The organism is Ralstonia insidiosa, assembly GCF_008801405.1.
Lineage (GTDB): Bacteria > Pseudomonadota > Gammaproteobacteria > Burkholderiales > Burkholderiaceae > Ralstonia > Ralstonia insidiosa.
On sequence record NZ_VZPV01000002.1, the window covers coordinates 754,051 to 768,278 of the forward strand.

14 protein-coding genes are annotated in these 14,228 nt (G+C 65.3%); 8 read left to right on the forward strand and 6 right to left on the reverse strand.

Annotated features, from left to right (window positions below; translation table 11 throughout):
• Positions 1–11: 11 nt before the first annotated feature.
• The 3 genes from F7R11_RS20175 to F7R11_RS20185 all read right to left on the reverse strand — a co-directional run bounded on the left by F7R11_RS20175 (position 12) and on the right by F7R11_RS20185 (position 2,481).
• Positions 12–1,169, reverse strand: coding sequence for a cytochrome c oxidase subunit II (locus F7R11_RS20175; RefSeq protein WP_064808387.1), 1,158 nt, complete (start codon positions 1,167–1,169; stop codon positions 12–14).
• A 232-nt stretch (positions 1,170–1,401) separates the two neighbouring features.
• Complete coding sequence (locus F7R11_RS20180) at positions 1,402–1,914, reverse strand: hypothetical protein (RefSeq protein ID WP_064808385.1); 513 nt, start codon at positions 1,912–1,914, stop codon at positions 1,402–1,404.
• A 99-nt stretch (positions 1,915–2,013) separates the two neighbouring features.
• Positions 2,014–2,481, reverse strand: coding sequence for a DUF3293 domain-containing protein (locus tag F7R11_RS20185; protein ID WP_064808384.1), 468 nt, complete (start codon positions 2,479–2,481; stop codon positions 2,014–2,016).
• A gap of 134 nt (positions 2,482–2,615) precedes the next feature.
• Here F7R11_RS20185 and F7R11_RS20190 point away from each other — a divergent pair, with 134 nt between their 5' ends.
• The 3 genes from F7R11_RS20190 to F7R11_RS20200 all read left to right on the forward strand — a co-directional run bounded on the left by F7R11_RS20190 (position 2,616) and on the right by F7R11_RS20200 (position 4,892).
• Positions 2,616–3,071 carry a universal stress protein gene (locus F7R11_RS20190; RefSeq protein ID WP_021193292.1) on the forward strand — a complete coding sequence of 152 codons (456 nt, stop codon included), beginning with the start codon at positions 2,616–2,618 and terminating at the stop codon, positions 3,069–3,071.
• A gap of 124 nt (positions 3,072–3,195) precedes the next feature.
• Complete coding sequence (locus tag F7R11_RS20195; RefSeq protein WP_064808382.1) at positions 3,196–3,894, forward strand: YceH family protein; 699 nt, start codon at positions 3,196–3,198, stop codon at positions 3,892–3,894.
• Positions 3,895–4,097: 203 nt separating this feature from the next.
• A complete protein-coding gene (locus F7R11_RS20200; RefSeq protein ID WP_082932961.1) occupies positions 4,098–4,892 on the forward strand; it encodes an alpha/beta fold hydrolase in 795 nt (264 codons plus the stop codon).
• Between the two features lie 49 nt (positions 4,893–4,941).
• Here the strand turns inward: F7R11_RS20200 and edd are convergent, their stop codons facing one another.
• Positions 4,942–6,780, reverse strand: coding sequence for a phosphogluconate dehydratase (edd, locus tag F7R11_RS20205; RefSeq protein WP_064808380.1), 1,839 nt, complete (start codon positions 6,778–6,780; stop codon positions 4,942–4,944).
• Positions 6,781–7,147: 367 nt separating this feature from the next.
• Between edd and zwf the strand changes: the two genes are divergently transcribed.
• From zwf to F7R11_RS20225, 4 genes are all read left to right on the forward strand, one after another.
• Positions 7,148–8,617, forward strand: coding sequence for a glucose-6-phosphate dehydrogenase (gene zwf / locus F7R11_RS20210; protein ID WP_021193296.1), 1,470 nt, complete (start codon positions 7,148–7,150; stop codon positions 8,615–8,617).
• Complete coding sequence (gene pgl / locus F7R11_RS20215; RefSeq protein WP_082932960.1) at positions 8,617–9,321, forward strand: 6-phosphogluconolactonase; 705 nt, start codon at positions 8,617–8,619, stop codon at positions 9,319–9,321. Before zwf ends, pgl begins: the two co-directional genes overlap by 1 nt.
• Entirely contained in the window at positions 9,302–10,381 is a 1,080-nt protein-coding gene (locus F7R11_RS20220) for a glucokinase (protein WP_064808378.1), read from the forward strand. The genes pgl and F7R11_RS20220 overlap by 20 nt, the downstream gene beginning before the upstream one ends.
• Positions 10,382–10,495: 114 nt before the next feature.
• On the forward strand, positions 10,496–10,870 hold the full coding sequence (locus F7R11_RS20225; protein WP_064808376.1) for a CzcE family metal-binding protein: 375 nt from the start codon (positions 10,496–10,498) through the stop codon (positions 10,868–10,870).
• Here F7R11_RS20225 and F7R11_RS20230 read toward each other — a convergent pair.
• Positions 10,855–11,712: a MurR/RpiR family transcriptional regulator gene (locus F7R11_RS20230; protein ID WP_064808373.1), complete on the reverse strand. Its 858-nt coding sequence runs from the start codon at positions 11,710–11,712 to the stop codon at positions 10,855–10,857. The two genes, F7R11_RS20225 and F7R11_RS20230, sit on opposite strands and share 16 nt — an antisense overlap.
• 206 nt (positions 11,713–11,918) lie before the next feature.
• Between F7R11_RS20230 and F7R11_RS20235 the strand changes: the two genes are divergently transcribed.
• Positions 11,919–13,643: a S53 family peptidase gene (locus F7R11_RS20235; RefSeq protein WP_064808371.1), complete on the forward strand. Its 1,725-nt coding sequence runs from the start codon at positions 11,919–11,921 to the stop codon at positions 13,641–13,643.
• 45 nt (positions 13,644–13,688) lie between these two features.
• Here F7R11_RS20235 and F7R11_RS20240 read toward each other — a convergent pair whose 3' ends face one another.
• Positions 13,689–14,219 (reverse strand): MarR family winged helix-turn-helix transcriptional regulator, encoded by a 531-nt coding sequence (locus F7R11_RS20240; RefSeq protein ID WP_064809100.1) that lies wholly within the window; start codon positions 14,217–14,219, stop codon positions 13,689–13,691.
• Positions 14,220–14,228: the final 9 nt, after the last annotated feature.

A 14,228-nucleotide genomic window follows, 5' to 3' on the forward strand; every position in this document is an offset into this window, starting at 1 on the left:
GAGTCTCCTCGCTACGGTTTGGCCGCGGTGGCTGCAGCGTCGCTGCTCTGCGCCTTGATGTAGGCCACCAGTGCCGAGAGTTCCTGCTCGCTCAGATCGAAGTTCGGCATGATCGGCGCGAAGCCCTTCACCACACGCGCTTTCGGATCTCGAATGAAGGCGCGCAGGTAGGCCTCATCGGCCACAGCGGTCGAGCCGTCGGCCATGGTCTGCGTGGAGCCATACAAGCCTTTCCACGTGGGGCCGACGCCAGGGCTGCCGTTGACCGTGTGGCAGGCGACGCAGCCCTTGGCCTGCGCGAGTGTCTTGCCCTGGTCGGCCAGTGCCTGCGCGCTGCCACCAGCCGCTGTTTGCCCGGCCGATGCGGCTGGCACCTTGGCTTGCTGCCGCTGCTCAAGCGTCGGCTGCTGTGCCAGCCAGCGTGCGAACGACGCTTCGTCTTCCACCACCACCACACCGCGCATGTTGGAGTGGCCGATACCGCAAAGCTGCGCGCATAGGATGTCGTACCGGCCCGCCTTGGTGGGCGTGAACCAGAACGTGGTGATCATGCCCGGCACCATGTTCATCCGCGCCCGGAACGGCGGCACATAAAAGTCGTGCAGCACATCGCGCGAGCGTGTCAGTACCTGGATGGGGCGGTTCAGCGGCAGGTGCACTTCGGGTGCATCGATCAGGTGGTTGTCGCGCCCGTTCGGGTCCGCCGGGTTCAGGCCAAACGGGTTGTCGTCGCTGATGTACTTCACGTCGGTTGTGCCGAGCTTGCCGCCTGCGCCGGCAAAGCGGAAGCGCCATTGCCACTGCTGGCCGAGCACCTCCATCTGCAGCGCGTTGGCAGGGGGGCGCACGTAGTCGGCGTAGACGAACAGGCCCGGCGCCAGCAGCGCCGCCACGCCCACGGAGGTGATGCCGATTAGCCACCATTCCAGGCGGCGGTTGTGCGGTTCGTACGTGGCGCGATGGCCGTCACGATGACGGTAGCGCACGAGTGCCGCAACGATGAAGAGGTTGATGGCGATGAACAGCGCGCCGGTGATGATGATGGTGATCGTGAGCGTGTCGTCCATGCGCACCCAGTTGGATGCGATTGGCGTGATCCACCACGGGCTGACAAAGTGAAACCCCACCGCCAGCACGACGATCAGCACAAGCGCAATCGCAAGGGCCATGGGCACCTCCCGCCGAGGGTGATCCTCAACACGCTAAAGACAGGCTAGGTCGCCCATCTGGATCGTGCAAGGCAACGAAAGGAGGACGCGCGCCCGGCATGCGGATTGCGCCAACACACGTTTTGCGTGTTGCGATGCAATGCAAAACGGCCGCCTCCGGCATGTCGTGCCGCAGGCGGCCGTCTCCTGATGGCGCCGGGTGTCTTGCGGCGCCGCAGGAAAAAACGGCGCGTCAGTGCATCGTTTCCTGGGCGCGCCGCTCCAGCATGCCGTACGTGACGGCGGTCACCGCGCCAAACAGCAGGTTCGCCAGCAATGGCCCGGAGCCGCGTTCCGATGCAAACCACGGAAACACTGCCGTCATGCCGTAGAAGTTGACGACGTACGCGACGATCCCAAAGGCCAGCCCGATGGCGGCGAGCATGCCCATGCTCGAATCGAAGTGGAACGGCGCGATGATGGCCCCGAGAATCATCCCCATGATGGCGCCCAGCACGAAGTGCAGCACCAACGCTGTCGCCACGATGCCGAAGCTGAACAGCGACATCTGCTCAAGCGCCCCCTGGCCCATGATCATGGCCGCGATCTTGTGCGTCGGGCGCCAAGGGCTTTCATTGAGCACCATGGTCGACCAGAAGAACTCCAGCACGATGACCAGTGCTCCGCCCACGATGCCCGCCACGCTCGCAGCCAGCCAGTCGGGCATGCGGCGTTCCCAATGATGCGATTGCATATGCAGTTCCATACGAACCTCCTGCTGATGTATCCGCGTCAGCACTTAAGCATCGGAAGCGCCACTCGCAATGCTTCAGAGCGCCACTCGCTAAGTGCCCTTTTGCGTAACTCAGTCTGGCAGATACGGGTGCCAACGCAAGGTACAAAAACCCTGCGCATCACACAGCACCACGGCGTTCTGCTCGAAGGTCAGCATCAGGGTGTCGGCGATCGTCGGATCATCGATGAACAGCAGCAGGCTGGGCTCCGGTGCCCACGCACTGGATGTGCCCGTGGGCGTGTTTTCAGGTGGGCCGCCCTCGCCGGTGAGCCACGACATGCCGCGCGCGATGGCCCAGGCAAGCAGCTCGGCCTGGCGTGCGGCGTTCTCTTCTGCAGAGACCGGGTGGGAGAACGGTTGATACGCCGTCACGAAGGCAGCCCATGGTGCTTCAGCCTGCGCGAGGAGCGCGGCCACACGCGGGCTGGCGGCGTCGATGAGCAGCAGCACATCGCCTTGCGGCGACGCGACGCGATACCGCGCGCTGCGGTATGCGGCGATCAGATCAGGTGTGAGAGCGGGTGGATGACGGTGCATTGTTGTGTCACTTCGTCACGGCCATCTGATTTGGCGCAACGCAAAAGGGTCGTGGATGTCACAGAATACGCATGTGCCGGCAAAGCCGTGCCATTGCAACACGCAAACAACCACTCTCCTGCGAGGCTTCAACCATGTACAAGAAAATCCTGGTCGCCGTGGACGGCAGCGAAACCAGCAAACTGGCCCTGACCGAAGCTGTGCGCCTGGCCAAGGCGTTTCAGAGCACGGTGCGCGCCGTGTATATCGTCGACAGCCCGGCCATGCTGTTCGACGTCGGCTACTACGACCCGACCGAGCTGCGCAAATCGTTCGTCCAGGCTGGCACGGCGCTGCTGGCGGATGTTGGCTCCGCACTCACCAAGGAAGGCCTGACGTACGAGACCACGCTGGTGGAAACCGAAAGCGTGGGCGAAGACGTGGCGGGCGCTCTGCAGCGCGAAGCCGCACAGAGCGGCGCTGATGTGGTCGTGATCGGCACGCACGGCCGCCGTGGTCTGGCGCACGCCATGCTGGGCAGCGTGGCCGAGAAGTTCATCCGCCAGGCCACCACGCCGGTCCTGCTGGTGCGCGGGCCTGCCAAGGGCTGACGCAACGCCGGCCCGATGGCGACGGGTGCCTCCGCCTGTGCCGGATATCATGTTGGGATCACGGGCCGCCGCCTAACAGGCGCACGACCGGCCTCGCTCCCAACACATCCGTCGCCATCCCATCATGAACGTCAATCCCGACGCGCCTGCGCGCCGCACCATCCGCACTCTCACCGCACTTGAAGGACGCGTGCTTGGCGTCCTGGTCGAGAAGCAGAAGACGGTGCCTGACACCTACCCACTGACGCTCAACGCGCTGGCTTCGGGCTGCAATCAGAAGACCGCACGCGCCCCGGTGATGTCTGTTACCGAAGCTGAGATCCTCACCGCCATCGACGGCCTGAAATCGCTGAGCCTGGTCATGGAGGGCAGCAGCAGCCGCGTGCCGCGCTTCGAGCACAACATGAATCGCGTGCTCGGTGTGCCTAGCCAAGCCATTGCGTTGCTGACCGTGCTGCTGCTGCGCGGCCCACAGACCGCCGCCGAATTGCGACTGAACGCCGCAAGGCTCCACGCCTTTGCCGACATTTCGTCTGTCGAAGCGTTTCTGGAAGAGATGGCCGAAAGCGATCCGCCGACCGCCGTAAAGTTGGCGCGCACGCCGGGGGAGCGTGAAAGCCGTTGGATGCATCTGCTATGCGGTGAAGTCACGCAGACCGACATGCCGCAGAGCAGCGCTGCCGACGAGGCCATCGCGCCTTCCGAGTTCGAAGCGCTCAAAGCGGAGCAGAAGCGCTTGGCCGACCAAGTGGCCCGGCTTCAAGCACTCGTCGAACAGATGGCCGGGGAGTTGGGCATCTCGATTGACACGTCGACGCTGTAATCACCGCCGGTCACGCTCGGTCAATGTGATCCTTGATCGACATTATTTGTCATTCTCAGATAGTATTGGCCCGCCCTCACGCAATGCGGCTCCGCGCTGAGGCATGGACTCAATCGATCCTGTCCAGAAGCGGCTGAGTGATGGGTCCCGAATGCGGATCGCATCAGGCTGTGACGACCGCAGGTCAATACCGGCAATAGAGGATGCACGAGATGACGACGATTAACGTCGCAGGTACGAGCGTGAACTATTCGGCAACGGGTGCGGGCCCGGGCCTGGTGTTCGTGCACGGAACAAGCGTTGATGCGCAGGGCAATTTCGGCCACGTGGTCGACCGCTTTGCTGACCAACGGCGGGTGATCTGCCCCAACTACGGCGGGGCCGGCAATTCGACGATCCCCGATGGGAGTCTGGCGCTGGACACTCTGGTGGAACAGATTGCCGGAACGATTCGCCATGCGGCGACAGCCCCGGTCGATCTGGTGGGCGACTCGCTTGGCGCTGTGGTTGCGGCCGCGACGGCAGCGCGCTACCCGGCGTTGGTGCGCAAGCTGGTGCTGGTGGCAGGGTGGGCCGATAGCGGCGATGCGCGGCACAAGATGGTGTTCGATACCTGGGCGCGCTTGGAGGCGAGCGATGCCGAACTCGCGAGCCGCTATGGCATGGCACTGGCTGTGAAGCCCGCGTTCCTCACCGCGCTCGGCGAGGCCACGATTGCAGCGTTGAGCCGCCAACCCGCTCCGTCGGAGACAGGACGGCGCATTGACCTGGGTTCGCGCATCGACATACGCGACGCGCTGCGTACGATTACAGCGCCGACGCTGATCATCCGTGGGTCACACGACTATTTGATCCCGCCCTATCAAACTGCGCTGCTACGCACGCTGATCAACAACAGTCAGGACGTGGAAGTCGACAGCGGCCATGCGGTCTTTCTCGAACAGGGCGATGAGGTGGTGGCGATCATCCGGGAATTTCTGTTCGACCGCGCGATGTAGCTAGCTGTGTGCAGGCCCGGGTATCGCGCCCGCACACATTGACATCAACTCACGCGCCCGCTGACACAAACAGCGTGCAGGCGCCTTCTTCCGCCGCCGATACGTTGCGGCGGAAGCCCGAGAACAAGTCCCGCCCAACACCCGCGTGGTAGTGCGCCAGGTCTGGCGTTGTGACCTGACGGGCATTCCATTCCGCCTCCGGCACACGCACTTGCAGCGTGCCGGCTTCGGCATCCAGCACCACGACATCGCCATCGCGCACGCGCGCCAGCGGCCCACCGTTGAGCGCTTCCGGCGTGATGTGGATGGCGGCCGGCACTTTGCCCGACGCGCCCGACATGCGCCCGTCCGTGACCAGCGCCACCTTGAAGCCGCGCTCTTGCAGCACCGACAGCGTGGGCGTGAGCTTGTGCAGTTCGGGCATACCGTTGGCGGCTGGGCCCTGGTACGGCAGCACGGCAATGAAATCGCGTTCCAGCTCGCCGGCCTTGAAGGCGTGGATCAGATCATCCTGCGCCAGGAACACGCGCGCGGGTGCTTCCACAACGCGGTGCTCCGGCTTGACTGCCGACACCTTGATCACCGAGCGCCCGAGGTTGCCGTCCAGCACGCGCAGGCCGCCATCTGCCGAGAACGGCTCGGCCACGCCGCGCACGATGTTGGTGTCGAGCGACGCTGCCGCACCATCGCGCCACACCAACGTGCTGCCTTCCAGGAAGGGCTCTTGCGCATGACGGCGCAAGCCCTTGCCCATGACGGTGGTCACATCGTCGTGCAGCAGGCCGGCATCGATCAGCTCGCGAATCACGATCGACAAACCGCCCGCCGCCTGGAATTCATTCACATCGGCCTTGCCGTTCGGGTACACGCGCGCCAGCAGCGGAATCACACCGGAGAGATCGTTGAAGTCATCCCACGTGAGCAGAATGCCTGCCGCGCGTGCCATGGCAATCAGGTGCAGCGTGTGGTTGGTCGAGCCGCCCGTCGCCAGCAGGCCGACGATGCCATTGACGAAGGCGCGCTCGTCCAGCACATCGGCAATCGGCGTGAACTGTTCGCCGCCGTACACAAGCTTGAGCACCTGTCGGGCGGATTCACGCGTGAGCGCCTCGCGCATCGGCGTGCCCGGGTTGATGAACGCGGTGCCAGGCAGGTGCAGGCCCATGACTTCCATCAGCATCTGGTTGGAGTTGGCCGTGCCGTAGAACGTGCACGTGCCCGCGCCGTGGTACGACTTGGATTCCGCTTCCAGCAGGTCAGCGCGAGAGAGCTTGCCCTCGGCGTAGCGCTGGCGCGTTTGGGCCTTCTCGTCGTTGCTTATGCCGGTGGTCATCGGGCCGGCTGGCACAAAGATGGCCGGCAGGTGGCCGAACGACAGCGCGCCAATGACGAGGCCCGGCACGATCTTGTCGCACACCCCCAGGTACAGCGCCGCATCGAACATCTGGTGCGATAGCGCCACAGCGGTCGACAGCGCAATCGTGTCGCGCGAGAAGAGCGACAACTCCATGCCGTCCTGCCCCTGCGTCACGCCATCACACATGGCCGGCACGCCCCCGGCGTATTGCGCGGTGCCGCCGGCTTCCAGTGCGGTTTCCTTGATCCACGCCGGAAACGCTTCCAGCGGCTGGTGCGCCGACAGCATGTCGTTGTACGCCGAGACGATGCCGATGTTGGGCCGCTCCAGTGCCTTCAGGCGGATCTTCGCCTCGCGTGGCATGGCCGCAAAGCCGTGGGCGAGGTTCGTGCACGACAGCAGCGAGCGCTCGACCTTGCGGCCGATGTTCTTGCGCGTGACATCCAGGTAGGCCTGACGGGGGCCGCGGCTGCGGTCGATGATGCGCTGGGTGACGTCGGCCACAACGTTGTGCAGGCGGTGCGGGGCCATACGGGTTCTCCTGGTGGGGGTCCGGGGTGGGACGGAATGCTGTAATTTTCCTACAAACGGGCCGTTCGTGGTGCAGGGTTTTCCACAGGTGCCGGTTGTGTTCTGGCGCCTGAGCACGCGAATTGCGTGCCAGAAGAGGCGCCAAGGCGCTCGCTGTGCGGCATTTCCGGCAGATTGCGGTCGATCGGAAAACAGTGCCGGGGGCGGCCGCAACAACGCCTTGCCTGTGATGTAGTAATACTACAGAATGGGCGAGAAAAGCACGTTGCCCCGCTAGCCGCCACAAAACGCGCTCACAATGAATCGGCGCGATTCCTGCGCGTTTTCTAGGCTAGCCTAATCAGTGGCTCACACACAGGAGATGACGATGTCGGTGCCCGCATTCGACATGGTGTTGTTTGGCGGTACGGGCGATCTGGCCCGCCGTAAGCTGATTCCGGCCTTGTTCGATGCGCACCAGGGCGGCGAACTGCACCCGCGCGGGCGGATCTTCGCCATCGGCACCCAACCGCTGGAAACCGCGGGCTACCTGGCCTTGCTGGAGCGTGAAACGCGGCCGACCATGCGCCTATACTCCGGCGCACCCGTGTCGGACGACGCCTGGGAATCGTTCGCCAAGCGCATCGTCTATCAGCAGGTCGATGCCCGCAAACCGGAGCATTTCGATGGGTTGGCCGCTGCGCTGGGTGAAGACCGTGCGCCCGTGACCGTGTGCTACCTGGCCACGGCGCCCGGCATCTTCATCGACATCTGCGCGCAGCTCGCCCGCGTTGGCCTGAATACGCCCAATGTGCGGCTCGTGCTGGAAAAGCCGCTGGGCACCGATCTCGCGTCGAACGAGCGCATCAACTCCGCCGTGGCCGAGTTCTTTGCTGAAGAGCAGATCTACCGGATCGACCACTACCTCGGGAAAGAGTCCGTCCAGAACCTGATGGCCATCCGCTTCGGCAATGCGCTGTTCGAGCCGCTGTGGCGCCGCGAGTGGATCAAGGATGTGCAGATCACCATTGCCGAGCAGCTCGGCGTGGAAAAGCGCGGCGACTTTTATGACGGTGTCGGCGCGCTGCGCGACATGGTGCAGAACCACCTACTGCAGCTGCTGTGTATCGTCGCCATGGAGCCGCCGTCGAGCCTGTCGCAAGACGCCATCCGCGACGAGAAGCTCAAGATCCTCAAGGCGCTCAAGCCGATTCCGCTGCAGGAAGTGCCCGAGAAGACCGTGCGCGGCCAGTATCTGGAAGGGGCCATCGCCGGGCAGCCGGTGCAGGGCTATTTGCACGAGCAGGGCATTCCGCCGGACAGCCGCACCGAAACGTTTGTCGCCATCAAGGCCGAGATTGCCAACTGGCGCTGGGCCGGCGTGCCGTTCTACCTGCGCACCGGCAAGCGCATGCCGCAGCGGCTGGCGGAGATCGTGGTGCGCTTTCATGACGTGCCGCATGCGTTGTTTCCGAAGCCGCTGATCCAGTTTCCCGAAAACCGTCTCGTCATTCGCCTGCAGCCGGAAGAAAGCATCCGCCTGCAGTTCCTGACCAAGACGCCGGGCGCGGCGCTAGGCCTGCAGCCTTCCACGCTGGACCTGGACTTCACCAACCACGGCGGCGTGCGCCATGCCGGTGCGTATGAGCGTCTGCTGATGGATGCCGTCAACGGCAAGCTGGGCCTGTTCGTGCGCCGCGACGAGCAAGCCGAGGCGTGGCGCTGGGTCGAGCCCATCATCGAAGCGTGGAATGAGGCACGTACGCCACCCAAGGGCTATACGGCGGGCAGTTGGGGGCCGGCTGCGTCGAGCGCACTGCTCTCGCGCGATGCCGCTGCCTGGCACGAGGAGATGTGATGACGATGCGGTGGCACGTCTCGTCGGATGCGTCAGCGCAAGTTGCGTCGCTGGCGGAAGCCATCGCTGGTGCGCTGACGCGTTTGATCGACGCGCAGGGCAGTGCTTGCCTGGCCGTATCCGGCGGGCGCTCGCCCATCGCCTTGTTTGCTGCGCTGCGTGTACTGCCGCTGCGCTGGGCCGATGTGTCGATCACGCTGGTCGACGAGCGCGCCGTGCCGCCCGAGCATGCCGACAGCAACGCGCGCCTGGTACGCGAGCATCTGCTGCAGGACGGTGCTGCCGCCGCGCGTTTCTTTCCGCTGGTGCTGTCCGCACACGTGCATGGCGATTCCGTGGAAGTGGATGCGTGTGTGGCCACCGCCAACGATCCGTTTCAGCAACCCGACGTCGTGATCCTCGGCATGGGGGACGACGGGCATACGGCATCGCTGTTTCCCGATGCGGCAGAACTGGACGAGGGCATCGACCGCGAGCAGGCGCCTGCGTATTTGCCGGTGCGCCCGGGTGTGGCGCCGCATCGGCGCATCAGCTTGAACCTGTCGGCGCTGTGCGCGGCGCGGCAGTTGTTCCTGTCGATCACGGGGCCGGTCAAGCGCACGGTATTCGACGAGGCTGCACAGGGCGCGACACAGCGCGCGCTGCCGGTGAGCTACGTCATTCATCAGCGGGAGGTACCGCTCGATGTCTATTGGACTGCATGAAGTGAGCGCGGGCACCGGGGCCGACCGATTGGCCCACACGCTGGCCTACCCGCGCCTGGTGGCCGACGTGGGTGGCACCAACGTGCGCTTTGCGCTGGAGATGGCGCCCATGCGCCTCGCCCACATCGGCATGCTGGCCGGTGACGACTACCCTTCGCTCGAAGCGGCCATGCGCGCGTATCTTGCGGCGCTACCGCGTGAGATTGCGGCCACGGGTGTCAGGCATGCCGCCATTGGCATCGCCAACCCGGTGCTGGGTGACCAGATTCGCATGACCAATCGCGACTGGGCGTTTTCCATTGAAGCGATGCGGCAGTCGTTGGGCTTCGACACCTTTGTCGTACTCAATGACTTTGCCGCGCTGGCCCACGCGCTGCCGTACTTGCCGGCGGACGAGCTGGAGCAGGTGGGCGGTGGTGCGGGCCTGACCGATGCGCCGCGCGCGCTGCTGGGCGCTGGCACGGGCCTGGGCGTGGCGTCATTGCTGCCCACGCCGGATGGTCGCTCGGGTGTGCGTTATATCGCCGTGGCGGGTGAGGGCGGCCACGTCGCCTTCCCGCCAATGAACGACGAGGAAGTCGCGATCTGGAAATTCGCGCGTGACCGCTTTGGTCACGTGTCGGCCGAGCGCCTGATTTCAGGTATGGGGCTGGAGCTGATCTACGAAGCGCTGGGCGCATGCTTTGACCTCTGGCAGCAAGGCCCCGCCGTGCGCCGCGCCGCAGACATCACCGCCATCGCGCTCGGCGAAATGGAAGACAACCTGGGCGATCATGCCCGCTGCCGCTATGCGGTCGACACGTTCTGCGCGTTCCTGGGCACCATCGCGGCCAACTTGGCGGTCACGCTCGGTGCGCGGGGCGGTGTGTATATCGGCGGCGGCATCGTGCCGCGCCTGGGGCCGACCTTTGCCAACTCGCCGTTCCGCCGGCGTTTTGAAGACAAGGGGCGTTTCTCGGCCTATGTGGCATCGATGCCCGTGTATGTGATTCACTCGCCGTACCCCGCGCTCATCGGCCTGTGCGCGGCGATGGACCACGCGGTCGCACAAGGGCATTGATCGCGCCCGGATGTGGGTGCGGTAGATGATGCGTTTGTCATCTACGCGCCACGTTCGCGTCGGGGGCCGCCTTCTACGCTGACCCTGTCTCTGACACGACGACAGGAGTTTGCGATGACCTTCTCTGCTGCCTTTGTATTACCCGCCGCGCTTTCGCTCGCGGCGTTTCTCAGTGCCAATCCGGCGTTGGCTGTCACGCAGATGACCGTGCAGGAAGCTGCCCGGCCGGGCGCTTACGCCCACCTGTTCGGCACGCCCGCGGATGCGAAGACGGCAACGCGCACGGTCGAACTGCGCGGCCAGAACGTCGTGCGTGTGTCATCGGGCGAGACGGTGGCGTTCAGCAGCGGCACGCGTATCGGCGCATGGCATTTCACGCCGCGCGCTGACAGCACGACGGTGGCGCTCAGCGAACTGTTGCCCGCCATGCCCGGCGGTGCACAGGTGACTGTGCTGATCGAGCGCAGCCCGATCTACTCCGGCAACTGACGGTCTTGCGGAATGGCACTGCCCTTGCGCAGCGCCACTTCCAGCACCAGGGCGTCGAGCAACGCCAGGTGCAGCAGCCGCGCGACCATGGAGCGGTCGGCTACGTCGGCGACCACGTCGGCGGGCAACACCACATCAGCCAACGCGGCCAGTGGGCTGTCGGGCGCCGTCACGGCAATCACACGCACGCCTAGCTCACGCACGCGCTCCACGGCCGTCTGCAATTCGGGCAGTGCGCCTGACTTGGAAATGGCGATCACCACGTCGCCCGCCTGCAACACGTTCAACGACATCGACACGAGGTACGGATCGCTGTACGCATTGGCGGGAATGCCGTAGCGGAAGAACTTGGTCTGTGCATCGGCCGCCACCACGCCGGAGCTGCCGAAGCCGTACAGGTCGATGCGGTGGGCAGCGTCGACCAGTGCAACGGCGGCGTCCAATGCGTGTGGGTCGAGCCGGTCCTGCAAGGCGGCGAGTGCGTCGATGGTGTTCTGCAGCACGCGCGTGCCCGGCGGCGGTGCGGCGCGTTCCGGCGCGGCACCGCGTGCGCCGTCGTGCGCCACATTGCCGAGGTTGCCTTGGGCCAGCCGCAGCTTGAAATCCGACAGGCCGTGACAGCCCATCGAACGGCAGAAGCGGATCACGGTTGGCTGACTGACGCCGGCCTCACGCGCGATGGCTGCCACGGGCAGGCTCAGCACCGTGCCCGGCTGGCGCAGCACCCAGTCGGCCACTTGGCGCTCCGCTGGCGACAGCGATGCACGTGCAGTGCGGATGCGCTCGCGCAAGTCGGTCGAAGCGTTGGCGGGGGCGGGGGGCGTGGCTGGCAGGGCGCTCATCTGCGCGCGGGTGTCGGGTGGTTGATCGCGTCACGATAAAGGCAAGCGCAGCCTTGCGCAACCGCCTGCTTAGGTGTGGATGGCTCCGCCTGCAACTGTATGTTTTTGCACTGTTGCAGGGGCGAAGTGGTGGATACGGTGAACGACGCCACGGGCGCCACAAGCGCGGTGGCTCCACAACGTCGTACTCCTAAAAGGGACATCCGATGAACCGTACTGCCACCCCCATGCAGCATCTTTCCTCCCTATGCCGTCACCTGGCCCGCGCATGGCCGCTGGCGCTGGCGGCTGGGTCCGTGCATGCCGCCACGGATTGGGTCGACACCCACACCAAGGCCTTCGTTACGGGCCCCCAGCTCATGGCGCGCGGTGCCGCCAACGAGGTCGCACCCGGACAGACCACCGATGTGCTGATCAGCCTCACGCCGCGCAACGAAGCCAAGCTCAAGGCGCTCGCGCACGACGTGAACAATCCGCGCAGCGTGCACTATCGCCAGTACCTCACGAGCGCACGGTTCCTGGCTGACCATGCGCCCACCCAGGCGCAGGTCGATGCGGTGGTGAGCTATCTGCGCCAGAACGGCTTCATCGACATCGAGGTCGCGCCCAACCGGCTGCTGGTGTCGGCACGCGGTACAGCCGGCACGATCAGGACCGCATTCAACACGCCGCTGGTGCACTACCAGTTTGCGGGCCGCAGTGGTTTTGCCAACAGCGGCAAGGCTCAGGTGCCGCGTGCGCTGGGCGGCATTGTCGGCTCCGTGCTGGGGCTGCAGAACGTGACGCGCGCCCGCCCGCTGCTGCGCGTGGGTGACGTGGCAGAAGCCCGCACGCTGGCCGCCGGTACGGCCACGGGCCACTATCCGAAGGAATTCCCGGCCTTGTACGGCGCTACCGGCGTGCCGACGGCCAGCGGCACCACCATCGGCATCATCACCATTGGCGGGGTGTCGCAAACGCTGCGCGACCTGCGCACCTTTACCAGCAGCAATGGCTACGCCACCGTTTCCACGCAAACCATCAAGACCAACGGCACCAGCGGCAACTACGCCGACGACCAAGACGGCCAGGGCGAGTGGAACCTCGACAGCCAGTCCATCGTGGGTGCAGCGGGCGGCGCAGTCGGCAAGCTGGCCTTCTACATGGCGGATCTGAACGCACCGGGCAACACGGGCCTGACCAAGGCCTTCAACAAGGCGGTGTCGGACAACACGGCCAAGATCATCAACGTGTCGCTCGGCTGGTGCGAGAACGACGCCAACGCCGACGGCACGCTCAACGCCGAAGAGGCCATCTTCACCACGGCCGCCGCGCAGGGGCAGACGTTCTCTGTCTCCTCCGGTGACGAAGGCGTGTACGAGTGCAACAACCGCGGCTATCCGGATGGCGGCAACTACAGCGTGTCGTGGCCGGCATCGTCGCCGCACGTGCTGGCCATTGGCGGCACGACGCTCTACACCAGCGGTTCGAGCTTCGCCAGCGAAACCGTGTGGAATGAAGGCTTGGATGGCAACGGCAAGCTGTGGGCTACGGGCGGCGGCAGCAGCCAGATCCTGCCCGCGCCTGCCTGGCAGGGCGGCAACGCCCGCCTGCTGCCCGACGTGTCATTCGATGCCGCGCAAAGTACTGGCGCCTACATCTACAACTACGGGCAACTGCAGCAGATTGGCGGCACCAGCCTGTCATCGCCGATCTTCGTGGGTTTCTGGGCGCGGCTGCTGGCGGCCAACGGCAACCTGGGCTTCCCGGCGGCGCGGCTGTACAGCGCCATTCCGGCCAATGCCTCGCTGCTGCGGTATGACGTGGTGTCGGGCAACAATGGCTACCAGGGTTACGGCTACAACGCGGCCCAGGGCTGGGATTACCCGACGGGGTGGGGCAGCCTGAACATCGGCGCGCTGAACCAGCTCATCCAGTCGGGCGGGTTCTGATCGCTACGTAGGCGTGGTTGGCTAGCGGCCGGCAAGGGGCGGCCGCTAGCGCCCAGGCGATTCGCCCAGGTGGCGCTTGAGCTTGCCGAGCAGGTTGGCGAGCTGGCCCTGCTCTTCGCCGCTCAGGCCGTCGAACAGGGCGATCACCCACTGCTCGTGCAACGCCGCCATCTCCGCAAACTGGGTCTTGCCCTTGTCGGTCAGGCAGACCGTGTAGGCTCGCCGGTCGCGCGGGTCATCACGGCGCTCGATCAGGCCTTCTTCGACCAGGCGATCAGTGATGCCGGTCACGTTGCCGCCGGACACCATCAGCAGCCGCGACAGGTCGCGCATCTTCAGCCCTTGCGGATGGCGCTCAAGCTGCGCCATCAGGTCGAAGCGCGGCAGGGTGGTCTCGAAGCGGGTGCGCAGCTGGCTGCGCAGTTCCGTTTCGATCAGGCTGTGGCAGGTCAGCAGCCGCAACCACACGCGCAGCGCACCGTGGTTGCCGGCGGATGGGGGCTTCGAGTCGGGGCGGACGGCGCCGCCATGCTGCGGTTCCGTCTTGCCTTTGCGCCGGTTGCGTGGAGTGTTCACGATGTCTGC